15 protein-coding genes are annotated in these 13,941 nt (G+C 68.7%); 9 read left to right on the forward strand and 6 right to left on the reverse strand.

Going from position 1 to position 13,941, the window contains the following annotated elements:
• Nucleotides 1-4 precede the first annotated feature (4 nt).
• From guaB1 to GORHZ_RS12110, 4 genes are read right to left on the reverse strand one after another with little or no spacing between them, the layout of a single operon-like run.
• Entirely contained in the window at nt 5-1,438 is a 1,434-nt protein-coding gene (guaB1, locus tag GORHZ_RS12095; protein ID WP_006333318.1) for a GMP reductase, read from the reverse strand.
• An 18-nt stretch (nt 1,439-1,456) separates the two neighbouring features.
• Nucleotides 1,457-2,929 (reverse strand): NADP-dependent phosphogluconate dehydrogenase, encoded by a 1,473-nt coding sequence (gnd, locus tag GORHZ_RS12100; RefSeq protein ID WP_006333319.1) that lies wholly within the window; start codon nt 2,927-2,929, stop codon nt 1,457-1,459.
• A 51-nt stretch (nt 2,930-2,980) separates the two neighbouring features.
• Complete coding sequence (locus GORHZ_RS12105) at nt 2,981-3,931, reverse strand: M56 family metallopeptidase (RefSeq protein WP_006333320.1); 951 nt, start codon at nt 3,929-3,931, stop codon at nt 2,981-2,983.
• Nucleotides 3,932-3,980: 49 nt separating this feature from the next.
• Nucleotides 3,981-4,379 (reverse strand): BlaI/MecI/CopY family transcriptional regulator, encoded by a 399-nt coding sequence (locus GORHZ_RS12110; RefSeq protein WP_040531555.1) that lies wholly within the window; start codon nt 4,377-4,379, stop codon nt 3,981-3,983.
• 411 nt (nt 4,380-4,790) lie between these two features.
• Here GORHZ_RS12110 and GORHZ_RS12115 point away from each other — a divergent pair, with 411 nt between their 5' ends.
• The 8 genes from GORHZ_RS12115 (at nt 4,791) to GORHZ_RS12150 (ending at nt 11,098) form a co-directional block, all read left to right on the forward strand.
• Nucleotides 4,791-5,252: a PaaI family thioesterase gene (locus tag GORHZ_RS12115; protein ID WP_373279597.1), complete on the forward strand. Its 462-nt coding sequence runs from the start codon at nt 4,791-4,793 to the stop codon at nt 5,250-5,252.
• Nucleotides 5,249-6,496 carry a DUF6986 family protein gene (locus GORHZ_RS12120; RefSeq protein WP_006333323.1) on the forward strand — a complete coding sequence of 416 codons (1,248 nt, stop codon included), beginning with the start codon at nt 5,249-5,251 and terminating at the stop codon, nt 6,494-6,496. The genes GORHZ_RS12115 and GORHZ_RS12120 overlap by 4 nt, the downstream gene beginning before the upstream one ends.
• A 99-nt stretch (nt 6,497-6,595) precedes the next feature.
• A complete protein-coding gene (locus tag GORHZ_RS12125) occupies nt 6,596-6,898 on the forward strand; it encodes an urease subunit gamma (RefSeq protein ID WP_006333325.1) in 303 nt (100 codons plus the stop codon).
• A gap of 19 nt (nt 6,899-6,917) precedes the next feature.
• The gene (locus GORHZ_RS12130) at nt 6,918-7,247 is read left to right on the forward strand and encodes an urease subunit beta (RefSeq protein ID WP_006333327.1); all 330 of its coding nucleotides are present in this window, start codon (nt 6,918-6,920) and stop codon (nt 7,245-7,247) included.
• Complete coding sequence (locus GORHZ_RS12135) at nt 7,247-8,965, forward strand: urease subunit alpha (protein ID WP_006333329.1); 1,719 nt, start codon at nt 7,247-7,249, stop codon at nt 8,963-8,965. The genes GORHZ_RS12130 and GORHZ_RS12135 overlap by 1 nt, the downstream gene beginning before the upstream one ends.
• A gap of 85 nt (nt 8,966-9,050) precedes the next feature.
• Nucleotides 9,051-9,668, forward strand: a complete 618-nt coding sequence (locus tag GORHZ_RS12140; RefSeq protein WP_006333331.1) for an urease accessory protein UreF — start codon at nt 9,051-9,053, stop codon at nt 9,666-9,668.
• A 25-nt stretch (nt 9,669-9,693) separates the two neighbouring features.
• Nucleotides 9,694-10,380 (forward strand): urease accessory protein UreG, encoded by a 687-nt coding sequence (gene ureG / locus GORHZ_RS12145; RefSeq protein ID WP_006333332.1) that lies wholly within the window; start codon nt 9,694-9,696, stop codon nt 10,378-10,380.
• A gap of 4 nt (nt 10,381-10,384) precedes the next feature.
• Nucleotides 10,385-11,098, forward strand: a complete 714-nt coding sequence (locus tag GORHZ_RS12150; protein ID WP_006333340.1) for an urease accessory protein UreD — start codon at nt 10,385-10,387, stop codon at nt 11,096-11,098.
• 15 nt (nt 11,099-11,113) lie between these two features.
• Here the strand turns inward: GORHZ_RS12150 and GORHZ_RS12155 are convergent, their stop codons facing one another.
• Both GORHZ_RS12155 and GORHZ_RS12160 read right to left on the reverse strand, forming a co-directional pair.
• The gene (locus GORHZ_RS12155; protein WP_006333342.1) at nt 11,114-12,538 is read right to left on the reverse strand and encodes an NAD(P)/FAD-dependent oxidoreductase; all 1,425 of its coding nucleotides are present in this window, start codon (nt 12,536-12,538) and stop codon (nt 11,114-11,116) included.
• 134 nt (nt 12,539-12,672) lie between these two features.
• Nucleotides 12,673-13,290: a GNAT family N-acetyltransferase gene (locus tag GORHZ_RS12160; RefSeq protein ID WP_006333343.1), complete on the reverse strand. Its 618-nt coding sequence runs from the start codon at nt 13,288-13,290 to the stop codon at nt 12,673-12,675.
• Between the two features lie 214 nt (nt 13,291-13,504).
• Here GORHZ_RS12160 and GORHZ_RS12165 point away from each other — a divergent pair, with 214 nt between their 5' ends.
• A complete protein-coding gene (locus tag GORHZ_RS12165) occupies nt 13,505-13,933 on the forward strand; it encodes an acyl-CoA thioesterase (protein WP_006333344.1) in 429 nt (142 codons plus the stop codon).
• Nucleotides 13,934-13,941: the final 8 nt, after the last annotated feature.

The following is a 13,941-nucleotide window of genomic DNA, read 5'->3' on the forward strand; positions in this document are numbered from 1 at the left end:
CCGGTCACCACCCACCCGGAAGCGGTCGGCCCTCGGCGAACCCGGCCGCCGACTGCACGCCCAGGACGACCTTGTCGTGCAGCTCGCGCAACGAGTGCGCACCTGCGTAGGTCGCGGTGCTGCGCACTCCCGAACAGATGTGGTCGATCAGATCCTCCACGCTGGGACGGTCGGGATCGAGACGAATCCGCGACGCCGAGATGCCCTCCTCGAACAGGGACTTGCGGGCGCGGTCGTAGGCGCTGTCGCCCGAGGACCGGGCGGCCACGGCACGCTTCGACGCCATCCCGAAACTGACCTTGTAGAGGCCGTCGGCGTCGGACTGGAGGTCGCCGGGCGACTCGTACGTGCCCGCGAACCAGGAGCCGATCATCACGTTGGACGCGCCGGCCGCGAGAGCCAACGCGACATCGCGGGGATGACGGATGCCGCCGTCGGCCCATACATGGGCATCGTGTCGTCGGGCCGTCGACGCGCACTCTGCGACCGCGGAGAACTGGGGGCGGCCCACCCCGGTCATCATGCGGGTGGTGCACATGGCGCCGGGCCCCACACCCACCTTGATGATCGAGGCGCCCGCGTTGATCAGGTCGATCGTGCCCCGGGCGGAGACGACGTTGCCGGCCGCGATCGGTACGCCGGGATCGGAGGCGGCGACCGCCTCGAGGGCGGTCAGCATCTTTTCCTGATGACCGTGCGCGGTGTCGATGACCAGCAGGTCCACGCCGGCGTCGACGAGCGCTGTCGCCTTGCCGACCACATCGCCGTTGATCCCGACCGCCGCGGCGATGCGCAGCCGCCCGTCATCGTCGACGTTCGGCCGGTAGATGCCGTGACGCAGGGCACCGACCCGCGACAACACGCCCGCAAGCCGCCCGTCGCCGTCGACGAGGACGGCGATGCCGAGGTGCAGGTCGGCGAGCGCGTCGAAGATGTCACGGGGATCGGTGTCGACCGGACGGGTCACCATGTCGGGGTCGAGGACCTCGGCGACCCGGGCAAACCGGTCCACGTCCCGGCAGCGTTTCTCGGTGACCACACCGACCGGCCTGCCCTGTTCGACAACCACCGCCATCCCGTGCGCTCGTTTGGGGATGAGCGCCAACGCATCGGTCACCGAACTCTGGGGATCGAGGATCACCGGGGTGTCGGCGACGAGATGGCGCGACTTGACGTAGGAGATCGACGCCGCCACCGCCGGGATGGGCAGATCCTGCGGCAGGACGACGAGACCGCCACGCCGGGCAACGGTCTCGGCCATCCGTTTACCCGCGACCGCCGTCATGTTGGCGACCACGATCGGGATCGTGGTGCCGCTGCCGTCCTCGGTCGACATGTCGACATCGAACCGGGAGGTCACGTCCGACCGGTTCGGGACGATGAACAAGTCATCGTAGGTCAGGTCGTGGGTGGGCCGATGGCCCTCGACGAAGCGCACGGTTGGTGTCGAACCCCCTCAGGCCTCGACCTCGGAACGGTCCCCGCTCCACAGGGTGTGGAACGTGCCGGGCTTGTCGACGCGCTGATAGGTGTGCGCACCGAAGAAGTCGCGCAGTCCCTGGGTCAGCGCGGCCGGCAGACGCTCGGCGCGCAGGCCGTCGTAGTAGGACAGCGACGACGCGAATGCCGGCACCGGGATGCCCAGGGTCGTGGCGGTCGCGACGACGCGGCGCCAGCTGTCGATGCCGGCCTCGACGGCGTCGCGGAAATAGGGTGCGAGCAGCAGGCTCGGCAGATCCGGATTCTCCTGGTAGGCCTCGCGGATGCGGTTGAGGAACTGTGCGCGGATGATGCAGCCACCGCGCCAGATCGTCGCCAGGGAACCGCGGTCGACATCCCAGCCGTACTCGGCGCTACCCGCGGCGATCTGATCGAAGCCCTGGGCGTAGGCGACGACCTTGGACGCATAGAGCGCGGACTTGACGTCGGCGATGAAAGCGTCACGGTCGGTGGGGGCGGCGCCGAGGGTGCCCGCGGCCAGGCCACTGGCGGCGGCACGCTGGTCGGTGGCACTCGACAACGCGCGCGCGAACACCGCCTCGGCGATACCAGTGGTGGGGATGCCGAGATCGAGCGCCGACTTGACGGTCCAGCGCCCGGTGCCCTTCTGTCCGGCCGCGTCGACGACGACGTCGACGAGCGGCTTGCCGGTCTCGGCGTCGACCTGACCGAGCACCTCGGCGGTGATCTCGACGAGGTAGCTCTCCAGTTCGGTGGTGTTCCACTCGCGGAAGACCTCGGCGATGTCGGTGACCGGCATGTCGAGGGCCTGACGCATGAGATCGTAGGCCTCGCCGATGAGCTGCATGTCGGCGTACTCGATGCCGTTGTGCACCATCTTCACGAAGTGGCCGCTGCCATCGGGCCCGATGTGGGTGCAGCAGGGTTCGCCCTCGACGTTGGCCGCGATCGATTCCAGCATCGGTCCCAGCGACTTGTAGGACTCGGCGGGTCCGCCGGGCATGATCGACGGCCCGTTGAGGGCACCCTCCTCACCGCCGGAGATACCGGCACCGACGAAGTGCAGGCCGCGCTCGGCGAGTGCCCGTTCGCGGCGGATGGTGTCGGTGTAGAGCGCGTTGCCACCGTCGATGATGATGTCGCCGGTTTCCATCGCATCGGCCAGTTCACCGATCACCGCATCGGTGGCGTCACCGGCCTTCACCATGATCAAAACGCGTCGGGGACGTTCGAGGGCGTCGACGAATTCCGCGACCGTCTCGGTGCGGACGAAGTCGCCGTCGGAACCGTGCTCGGCGATCAGGGCATCGGTCTTGGCGATGCTGCGGTTGTGCAACGCGACCGTGTACCCGTTGCGCGCGAAATTGCGTGCGATGTTGGAACCCATCACGGCGAGACCGGTGACACCGATCTGTGCCTTCTTCGATTCGGGGGAGTCGGAACCGGACGTAGCGGCGGGAGTCGTCATGGCGTCAAGCCTATTGCCTCGTCCGAGCCGACGACGAACGGGTCGGTGTCGTCACCCGGCGGTCATCAGCCGGCTGAGTTCGGTCAGCCACGGGATCGCGACCGCGAGGGTCGGGACGACCAGGATCGCCGCGGCCACGGCGTAGGCGCACACCGCGGTCAGGCGCGCGTCGCGAGCGTCCCGCAGTCGGTGGATGCGGGCCAGCGTGGTCGGACCGCCGACGGCCATGGCACCGCGGGGCGCCACAGCATCGGCGCAGGCGACGAGTGCGCGGCCCAGCGTCGTCGGCGTGGTCGCGCGGACCGCCTGGTCATCGGCGAGCGCCTCGACCAGCAACTCCACCGCACCCAGTGCCGACCGGCTGCGGACGAACCGCGGAAACGCCTCGTGGAACGCGATGAAGGCCTCGAGGACCAGGTCGTGGCGGGCGCGCAGGTGCGCCCGTTCGTGCGCGAGCACCGCGGTCAACTCCTCGCGGGTCAGCCGCGTGACCACGCCCTCGCTGACCACCACGCGCTGACGCAGACCCGGCAGGCAATAGGCGAGGGGTTGCTCGACGTCGATCATCCGCACGTCGCTGGCGAACAGCGGGTGGGAGTGATCGCTGCGATCGCAGCGGTCGAGGATGTCGATGAGTTGCCGGTGGGCGTGTCGCCGCGCCCGGGTGCGCACGCCGACCCGGATGACGGTGTACATCAGTCGGGCGCCGACCATCACCGTGAGCATGAAGACGCCCACGAGCAGCAGCCAGAGCGGCAGCCCGAGCCGCTCGATCTCGTGAAGGGGGTTCGTCGTCGGTGTGCCGTCGGGGCCGGGCGCCAGGAGGTTCGCCGCGATGGCCAGACCGCAGGAGAAGGCGGACAACACGCCGGCCAGAGCGATCGCCTGCCACAGCGTCATCGCCGCCCGAGGTGCCCGGACCGGCCAAGACGCACGAGACATGGCCTCGGCGGCAGGGCCGACCAGAACCAGGGTCAGGATGCCGAAGAGGAGCGCGGTCATCGATGTCCTTGCCGGTCAACAGTGGTTGTCGCTGGTGGGAATGAAGAATCTACCTGGTCTCGCCGGTGCCGCGGGCGGCTTCGAGCTCATCGAGTGCGTGTCGCAACGCGGCCGCCTCGTCCGCGCCCACGCGGCCGACGAACGACACCAGGGCCGCATGCCGGGATCCGGGGGCGTCGGCCTCGCTGAGGGCGTCCACCATCAGGCTGGCGACGAGGTCCTCGCGGGGATGGGTCGGCACGTACTTGTGCGCCCGGTCGTCGCGGATCTGGGTCACCAAATTCTTCTTGGCCAGACGCTGCAGCACGGTCATGACCGTGGTGTAGGCCAGTGAGCGGTCACGCGAGAGGCTCTCGTGCACCTGTCGCACGGTCTGCGGGGTCGAGCTCGCCCACAGCGTGTCCATGACGGCGCGTTCGAGGTCGCCCAGTCCGTTCATTCTTCGCATTCTACTTCCGCTTCTCCTACTCGCCCATTCTGTGTACTTCGTTGAGCTCCGTGCCTGGTCATAGCTGTTCTGTCGGACGCGGGTCCACCAATGCAGTTGACAACATTGGTAAGGCTAACCTACATTCATCCTACGTCGGACCGCGCGAGTGTCCTGAGGGCTGCAGAGACCCCCGGTCCACGCCACGATGGGCCCTACGATGCAACGCGTCGTGGGGCCCATCGGTTCCCGTGGACACCCCTGTGTTCACGCCACGAGGTAGTTCCCACCCGCGCGCAGCTCCCGCCCGCGCGGTTCACGCCGACGCGCACCTGTCACGTTCGCGCTGCTGTCGCTACGTGCGCGTCCTACGTGGACCGCGCGCGTTCTGGGACGGTCGATCACCGCCGCCGCGACATCCGTGACAATCTCATGGGTATGAGCGTCGACACAGAGCAGATGATCAAGGACACCTTCGGCAGGGGTTTCGACAGCACGGCGCTGGGGCTGGTTCTCGACGAGGTCACCGCGGACCGCGTGCTCGCCCACTTCGAACTGACCCCACAGCACCATCAGCCGTTCGGCATCGTGCACGGCGGTGTCTACTGTGCGGTCGCCGAGAGCGTGGCGAGCTGCAGCGGGTTCACCTGGCTGCAGGACAGCGGCATCGGCGGAACCGCGGTCGGCGTCAACAACAACACCGATTTCATCAAGTCGGTGAGCAACGGAACCATCAGTGTGGTTTCCGAGCCCGTCCATCGTGGGCGGCGCCAGCAGCTGTGGCGCGTCGCGATGACCGACGATCGGGGCCGGCTCGTGGCGGCCTCACAGGTGCGTCTGCAGAACATCGATCTCCCCGAGGGCGTCGAACTGCCGTCAGGCGGCGACGCATGACGGTTCGGTCGCTCTCGACCGAGGCCCGGGCCCGGATCGAGGAGATCCTGGCGCCGGTCGACGCCGATCTCGCCGCGCGCTACCCGGGGGACCGGGCAGCCGCACAGCCCGCGCACACCGTCTATGTCGGCGCCGCCGACGTCGACGAGGACACCCCGACGTCGTGGGGAACCCGGGCCGATGAGATCGCGGCGGCCGCCACCGAGGTCCTGACCGACCTCGCCGGCGACGATCCGGCGGTGATCGACCTGGTCCGCGCCCGATTGCGGACCAGTCCGATAGAGGATCTGCGCATCGACCTCGAGGACGGCTATGGGTGGCGTGCCGACGCCGTCGAGGATGCCGACGCGCGCCGCGCCGGTGAGATTCTCGCCGCCTGGACCCGGCGGCGTCCGATCACTCCGCGCAGTGCCGGGGTCCGGGCCAAGGGGCTCGGGGAGGCCGAGCGTTCGCGTGGTCTGCGCACCCTCGAGTTGGTGCTGGACGGGGCCGGCGGGGTTCCCGACGGTTTCGTGTTCACCGTGCCCAAGCTGCGCGACGTTCGACAAGTGGACGCGGTCAATCTGCTGTGCTCCGACCTCGAACGCGTACACGGGTTGCCGGACGGGGTGCTGCGATACGAGTTACAGGTCGAGATCCCGCAGGCGGTGCTCGGGCCGGACGGCCGGGCGACGGTGGCCGAGGCAATCCATCGCGGAACTCCTCGTCTGACCGGATTGCATTACGGCACCTACGACTACAGCGCCGCATGCGGCATCGTCTCGGCGCAGCAGTCGCTGGCACATCCGGTGGCCGACCATGCCAAGGCGGTGATGCAGGCAGCGGCGGCACAGACCGGGGTGTGGATCAGCGACGGTTCCACCCAGGTCGTCCCGGCGGGTGACCCCGAGCAGATCCGGGCCGGGCTGCGTCGCCACCACGCGCTGGTGATCCGGTCGCTGCAGCGCGGCTTCTATCAGGGGTGGGACATGCACCCGGGGCACCTGGTGACCCGCTGGCTCGCGGTGATCGGGTTCTTCCGATCCGCCATGCCCACCGCGGCACAGCGACTGCAGTCCTATTTCGACCGGGCCTCCGGTGCCGTGGTCGACGAGCCGGCGACCGCGATGTCGCTGTCGCTGGTCCTGCAGCGCGGCGCGGCGGCCGGCGCGTTCACCCCCGACGAGGTCCTCGACATCGCGCCGCTGTGTACCCCTGCGCGGCTGGCCGAGCTGCGAGCCGGTGGCGGCGGCCTGCCGGTCTGAGTTCAACGAGCCAGACCCGAGGCCGCGTGGCAGGATGTCAACAACGTCGTGCCCGGCGCGGTGGTCCGGGCCCATCCCCGTCGACGAGGAGCGGAACACGTGCGTCTGTCGCCACATGAGCAAGAGCGATTGCTCATTTCCTACGCCGCGGAGCTGGCTCGGCGTCGGCAGGGTCGAGGTCTGAAACTCAACCATCCCGAGGCCGTGGCGATCATCACCGACCACGTGCTCGAGGGAGCGCGAGACGGACGCTCGGTCGCTGAGCTCATGTCGTCGGGACGCGAGGTGTTGCACCGTGACGACGTGATGGACGGCGTCCCCGAAATGTTGCACGACGTCCAGGTCGAGGCGACCTTCCCGGACGGAACCAAGCTGGTCACCGTGCACAACCCCATCGATTGACCTGGTGAGAAGGGTTCCAATGTCGAGAGCAGAGTCGTCGGTGGTGCCCGGTGAGGTGATCGCCGCAGAGGGGACCATCGAGCTGAACGCGGGCGTCGACGCGGTCACCCTGACGGTCGTGAACTCCGGTGACCGACCGGTGCAGGTGGGCAGCCACGTGCATTTCCCGCAATCCAATGCGGCGCTGGAGTTCGACCGGGCCGCGGCCCGCGGCCGCCGTCTGGACATCCCCGCGGGCACGGCCGTGCGTTTCGAACCGGGCATCGAGATGACGGTTTCCCTCGTCCCGCTCGGCGGCACCCGCGAGGTTTACGGGATCTCCCTCGATGCACCGGGAAGGATCGACTGATGGCCATCCTCGGACGTGACCGTTACGCGCAGCTCTTCGGACCCACCGTTGGGGATCGAATCCGGCTCGCCGACAGCGATCTTCTCATCGAGGTGACCGAAGATCGCTGCGGCGGTCCGGGACTCGCGGGCGATGAGGCCGTTTTCGGTGGCGGCAAGGTGATCCGCGAGTCCATGGGGCAAAGCCGCGCCACCCGCGCCGACGGCGCCCCGGATACCGTCATCACCGGGGTGGTGGTTCTCGACCACTGGGGGATCATCAAGGCCGACATCGGTATTCGCGACGGGCGCATCATCGCGATGGGCAAGGCCGGCAACCCGGACACGATGGACGGGGTCCACCCCGACCTCGTCATCGGTCCATCGACCGAGATCATCGCGGGCAACGGCAAGATCCTCACCGCGGGTGCGATCGACTGCCATGTCCATTTCATCTGCCCGCAGATCATGGACGAGGCACTCGGCAACGGCATCACCACCCTCATCGGCGGTGGCACCGGCCCGGCCGAGGGCAGCAAGGCCACCACCGTCACCCCCGGGGCCTGGCATCTGCAGTCGATGCTGGCCGCCACCGACGGTTGGCCGATGAACATCGCTCTGCTCGGCAAGGGCAACACCGTCAGTGCCGAGGCGATGCACGAGCAGGTCCGCGCGGGCGCTTCCGGATTCAAACTGCACGAGGACTGGGGTTCCACCCCGGCCGCGATCGACGCCTGCTTGCGGGTTGCCGACGAGACCGGGGTGCAGGTGGCCCTCCACAGCGACACCCTCAACGAAGCCGGCTTCGTCGAGCAGACCGTCGGTGCCATCGGCGGCCGCAGCATCCACGCGTATCACACCGAAGGCGCCGGTGGCGGTCATGCACCGGACATCATCACCGTCGCCGCATACCCGAATGTGCTGCCGAGTTCCACCAACCCGACGCGGCCGCACACGGTCAACACCCTCGACGAACACCTCGACATGCTGATGGTGTGTCATCACCTCAATCCGACGGTGCCCGAGGATCTGGCGTTCGCGGAGAGCCGGATTCGTCCGTCCACCATTGCCGCGGAAGACCTTCTGCACGATCTCGGAGCGATCTCCATGATCGGCTCGGATGCCCAGGCGATGGGCCGCATCGGCGAGGTGGTGTTGCGCACCTGGCAGACCGCGCATGTGATGAAACGCAGGCGGGGTGCCCTGGAAGGCGACGGGCGCGCCGACAACAATCGGGCCCGGCGCTACATAGCGAAGTACACCATCTGCCCGGCGGTCGCCCACGGCTTCGACGAGGAGATCGGGTCGGTGGAGACCGGCAAACTCGCCGACCTCGTGCTCTGGGATCCGGCCTTCTTCGGGGTGCGCCCCGACCTCGTCATCAAGGGCGGCGTGATCGCCTGGGCGGCGATGGGCGACGCCAACGCGAGCATCCCCACCCCGCAACCGGTCCTGCCGCGGCCCATGTTCGGCGCCGCGCCCAAGGCGGCGGCAGCGACATCGGTGAGCTTCGTGGCCCCCGGGTGCGACGGCGACCTCGCCGACCGGATCGGCCTGTCCCGGAGGCTCGTCCCGGTCCGCAACACACGGGCGGTCGGCAAGGCGGACATGCCCAACAACGATGCCTGCCCGCGCATCGAGGTCGATCCCGACACGTTCACGGTCCGCGTGGACGGGGAGGTCTGGGACGCCGAGCCGGCCACCGAACTGCCCATGGCGCAGCGCTATTTCCTGTTCTGAGACATCGATGGCGCCATCACCGTCACACGACGACCCGAGCGGTGCAGGGTCCGGCCCGGGATTCGCTGACTCACCGCTGGCGATGATGCTGACCCTCGCCGACTCCCGGCTGCCGGTGGGTGGGCACGTACATTCCGGCGGCGTCGAACAGGCCGTCGCCGACCGGGTGATCCGTGGCGTCGACGACCTCGCCGACTACCTGCGCCGCCGTATCGCCACCAGCGGCCTGGTCGCCGCGTCGATCGCCGCGGCGGTCGCCGACGACACGCTCGACGTCGAGGCCGCCCAGCTCGAAACCGATGCCCGCACACCGTCGGCCGCGGCGCGTAAGGCGTCGCTGGCACAGGGGAGAGGGCTGCTGCGGCTCGCCAAGCGCATGTGGCCGACCCTGGACTGGTCCGGACACGCGCCGCGGACCCATCTCCCGGTCGTCAGCGGCGCGGTGGGCCGGGCGTGCGGGCTGTCGGGCTTTCACACCGCATTGATCCTCGTCTACACGACGATGAGCGGTTCGGCGACCGCGGGCCAGCGTCTGCTCGCCCTCGACCCGGCCGATGTGGCGCTGGTGATCGCGGGCCTCGGTCGCGACTGTGAGAACGTCGCGGCGCAGGCCGCCGTCGGCCTTGCCGATCTCTCCGACCCGGTGCTCGACGTCTTCGCCGAACGCCATGAGCGGCAACCGATGCCGCTGTTCATGTCCTGAGCCCATACCATCCGAGAGGAACCCGATGCCCCCGCATCTCATCGACGGTCAACCCCACTCGCACGACCACGACCGCCCACGCCGCCGTCGCGAACCGGGTGAGGCGTTGCGGATCGGGGTGGGCGGTCCCGTGGGGTCGGGTAAGACGGCGCTGGTGGCAGCCCTGTGCCGGCAACTGCGCGACGAATTGTCGGTGGCCGTGCTGACCAACGACATCTACACCACCGAGGACGCGGACTTCCTGCGCCGCAATGCGGTCCTGCCGGATGAACGGATCACCGCCGTGCAGACCGGCGGGTGCCCGCACACCGCGATCCGCGACGACATCACCGCCAACCTCGACGCGATCGACGATCTGATCGCGGCCAACCCGCCGCTGGATCTGATCCTGGTGGAATCCGGTGGCGACAACCTCACCGCGACCTTCTCCACGGGCCTGATCGACGTGCAGATCTTCGTGATCGACGTGGCGGGCGGGGACAAGGTGCCGCGCAAGGGCGGTCCCGGCGTGACGTTCTCGGATCTGCTGGTGATCAACAAGACCGATCTGGCGCAGCGGGTGCACGCCGACCTCGACGTCATGCGGCGCGATGCCGAGCGGGTCCGGGAGGGCAGACCGACCGCCATGATCTCGCTCACCGACGATCCGGCCGCGTCGGATGTGCTGGCGTGGGTGCGCGCACAGCTCGCCGAGATCGCGGTCGCCGGCTGACCTCGTGCACACCGAGATCGAGATCGTCGCGCAACCCGGCCGCTCGCCCCGGACACGGTGCACCGGTGGTGTGGCGGTGCGCCAGACCGGACCGTCCTCGCTGCATCTGATCGGCACGGCGGCGACCCCATTGGGTGGCGACACCATCACCGTGCGGGTCGTGGTCGAGGCGGGGGCGACGCTGCACCTCGAGACCGTCGCGGCCACCATCGCGCTGCCCGCGCGGGAGCGGTTGGACTCTCGGATGGACTGGTGGCTCGAGGTGGGTGCCGGTGCGAGGCTGCACGTCGATCCCGAACCCACCATCGTGGCCGCCGGTGCCGAGCACCGCACCGACACCAGGGTGATCGCGGCGCCGGACGCCACCGTCATCGTCGCCGAATACGCGCAGCTCGGCCGTGGCACGGAAACGCAGGAACACACCGCCCGCGCGCGCTGGCAGGGTGGGCTGCATGTCGACGTCGCCGGTGCGCCGGTGCTGCGCCATCGGCTCGCGCTCGATGGTTTGCGCGGCGCCGGCCATCGGGCCGTCGGCAGTGTGTTCCGTTATCCGGACGAGCGCGCGGCCGACGTGTCACCGACCGCGTACGCGACGCGGCTCGAACTGACCCGGCCGGCCGGCGTCGCGGGATCGACCCTCACGACCGCGGTGGCCGGGTCGGCCACCGCGGCGCGGGCCGTCTGCGACGAGCTCGATCTCGCTCCGCTCGCGCTTTAGGGCGTGTCTCCGAGATCAGCTGGCCTCGACGGCCGTCGACTCGGCGCCCGCGGACTCCGCCTCCACCTCGGGTATCGGTTTGTTCTCCATGGCGCTGAGCGCTCCGAGCGCGGTGCGCGCGTATACCTGCTGTTCGGTCACCGCGAGCTGGGTGCGATGTCGGGTGCTGAACGCGAAGAACCAGTTGACCAGGGTGTTCAGTCGGTTGCGGAAGCCGACGAGGTACACCAGGTGCAGCGCCAGCCAGCCCAGCCACGCGAAGTAGCCCTCGGTCTCGAACTTCTTGTTCTTCAGGCCCGGGATCGGCACCTGCATGACCGCGCTGAACCGCGACACGGTGGCCATCGAGCCCTTGTCGAAGTAGCTGAACGGCTTGCGTTCCGACGGCGTGTGACCCTTCAGCTCGGCCTTGATCGCATCCGCGGCGTACCGGCCACCCTGGATGGCGCCCTGGGCAACGCCGGGCACACCGTCGACGGCCATCATGTCTCCCACGACGAACACGTGCGGGTGGCCGGGGATCGACAGATCCGGGAGGACCTTCACGCGGCCGGCGCGGTCGAGTTCGACACCCGACTGCTCGGCGAGCTGCTTACCCAGCGGGCTGGCCTGCACGCCCGCCGACCACACCTTGCACTGCGATTCGATCCGGCGGGTGGTGCCGTCCTTGTCCTTGACCTCCAGGCCGTCGTAGTCGAGGCCGGTGACCATGGCGTTGAGCTGGATCTCGACCCCCATCTTCTCCAGGCGAGCCGCTGCCTTCATGCCGAGCTTCTCGCCGAACGGCGGCAACACCGCCGGTGCGGCATCGAGGAGGATCACGCGGGCCTCGGTCGGGTCGATGTTGCGGAAGGTGCCCTTGAGGGTCTTGTCGCTCATCTCCTTGATCTGGCCCGCCATCTCGACGCCGGTGGGGCCCGCGCCGATGACGACGAACGTGAGCAGCTTGGCCCGTTCCGCCGGGTCGTCGGAGAGCTCGGCCTGCTCGAACGCGCCGAGAATACGGCCACGCAGCTCGAGGGCATGGTCGATGGTCTTCATGCCGGGGGCGAACTCGGCGAAGTGATCATTGCCGAAGTACGACTGATCAGCGCCGGCCGCGATGATCAGGTGGTCGAAGGGCGTCACCGTGATGCGCTCGAGGAGTCGCGAGGTGACCGTCCGCCCCTCGAGATCGATCTTGAACACATCGCCCAGCAGGACTCGTGTGTTCTTCTGTTTGCGCAGGATCACGCGGGTCGCGGGGGCGATCTCGCCCTCGGCGATGATGCCGGTGGCCACCTGGTACAGCATCGGCTGGAACAGGTGATGCGTGGTCTTCGCGATGAGGGTGACGTCGACGTCGGCCTTGGCGAGGCGTTGGGCCGCGAAAAGACCACCGAAGCCGGAACCGACGATGACCACGTGGGGCCGGGCTGAGGACGGAGTCGGGCTGCTCATATGAAGAACATCTCCTGTCGAATGGGAGGTCGGCTGCTACCGCACGCCCCCTAACGGTAGTCAATCATCGACGATCGGTCTCGCCGAAGACCCCGCGGTGCGTGGGCATGCGACGACGCCGTGGATTTCCGTGGTCACGCCGTGAGGTCGGCAACATCCGGCCGTCGCGCCGTCCATGATGCCGCACGGGGCGGCGACCACGCCAATGCTGTCGTCTCCCAGTGGCTGCGCAGCAGCTCGTACTCGACCTCACCGCCGCCGAGACCGGACATCTCCTCGTCGCCGGACAGCCGGATCGCCGACAGCCGCATCCCGACCTTCTCCATCACGCGCCGCGACGGCGAGTTGGCTGCGAGGGTGCTGCCGAAGACGCGTTCGGCGGCGATCTCCCGGAACGACATCGCAACCAGCGCCCGCGAGGCCTCGGTCGCGAACCCCTGACCCCACGTGTCGCGGCGGAGCCGATAACTCAACTCGAGCTCGGAGCGGCTGCTGTGTCGGGGGGTCCGCAGGGCGAACCACCCGACGAAGCCCGCGTTCGTTCGTTCCCTCGCCGCCCACATCCCGGTGCGATGCGCCCGGAGTTCGGCCTGCGCGCGGGGCAGCACCCAGTCCTCGATGACCTCCCGGGGGGTTGGGGCGCCACCGCTGACGAACCGCATCACCGCCGGATCGCTGTCGAGTTCCACGAGCGAGTCGACATCGGACATCTCGACCGGACGCAGCCGTAACCGAGCCGTCTCCAAGATCACGACTTCCCCCTCGCCTCACGTCTGCCTCGAGAGAGTCTACGGTCTCCCCGCCACCGCACGGCGCCCATCGGACGGGTGTGTCCGCGCCGACAGGCCTTGCCGTCGGACGCCCTGTCGGAGACAGCCGCTGAGGCCCTGTCGGAGACAGCCGCTGAGGCCCTGTCGGAGACAGCCGCTGAGGCCCTGTCGGAGACAGCCGATAGGGTCTTCGATCGTGGCCGACCAACACCTCGAGATGGCCCTGCAACTGCGGTGGGGCGACATGGACATCAACAACCACATCAACAACGTGCAATTCGCTCGTCTCTTCGAGGAGGGCCGGGTCCGTTCGTTCGCGACGTGGCTGCCCGATCGGCCCGCGGACTACTCGATGGTCGTCGCGCGTCAGGACATCGTCTTCACCGCGACCCTCGACTACGGCCTCGACCCCGTCACCGTGCGGACGTGCGTCGGCCGTGTCGGCACCGCGTCGTTCACGATGGTGCTGACGCTGATCGACCCGACCGGACAGACCTGCGCGGTGGCCGAGACCACGATGGTGTCGGTCGACGAGGTGGGACGGCCGCGCGCGATCCCCGACGCCGTGCGCGAGGTGATCGCCGCGCATCAGGTCTCAGGAGCCGGACTGCCGGTCCGGAACTGACCTCCGCA

Source organism: Gordonia rhizosphera NBRC 16068 (genome assembly GCF_000298195.1).
Taxonomy (GTDB): domain Bacteria; phylum Actinomycetota; class Actinomycetes; order Mycobacteriales; family Mycobacteriaceae; genus Gordonia; species Gordonia rhizosphera.

What these genes read in the sequence shown, in the direction of transcription:
- ureG (WP_006333332.1), top strand. Translation starts at nt 9,694, where the DNA reads ATGCCCCCGCATCTCATCGACGGTCAACCCCACTCGCACGACCACGAC.
- gnd (WP_006333319.1), bottom strand. Translation starts at nt 2,929, where the DNA reads ATGACGACTCCCGCCGCTACGTCCGGTTCCGACTCCCCCGAATCGAAG.
- GORHZ_RS12105 (WP_006333320.1), bottom strand. Translation starts at nt 3,931, where the DNA reads ATGACCGCGCTCCTCTTCGGCATCCTGACCCTGGTTCTGGTCGGCCCT.
- GORHZ_RS12120 (WP_006333323.1), top strand. Translation starts at nt 5,249, where the DNA reads ATGACGGTTCGGTCGCTCTCGACCGAGGCCCGGGCCCGGATCGAGGAG.
- GORHZ_RS12115 (WP_373279597.1), top strand. Translation starts at nt 4,791, where the DNA reads ATGGGTATGAGCGTCGACACAGAGCAGATGATCAAGGACACCTTCGGC.
- GORHZ_RS12155 (WP_006333342.1), bottom strand. Translation starts at nt 12,538, where the DNA reads ATGAGCAGCCCGACTCCGTCCTCAGCCCGGCCCCACGTGGTCATCGTC.
- GORHZ_RS12130 (WP_006333327.1), top strand. Translation starts at nt 6,918, where the DNA reads ATGTCGAGAGCAGAGTCGTCGGTGGTGCCCGGTGAGGTGATCGCCGCA.
- GORHZ_RS12135 (WP_006333329.1), top strand. Translation starts at nt 7,247, where the DNA reads ATGGCCATCCTCGGACGTGACCGTTACGCGCAGCTCTTCGGACCCACC.
- GORHZ_RS12110 (WP_040531555.1), bottom strand. Translation starts at nt 4,379, where the DNA reads ATGCGAAGAATGAACGGACTGGGCGACCTCGAACGCGCCGTCATGGAC.
- GORHZ_RS12140 (WP_006333331.1), top strand. Translation starts at nt 9,051, where the DNA reads ATGCTGACCCTCGCCGACTCCCGGCTGCCGGTGGGTGGGCACGTACAT.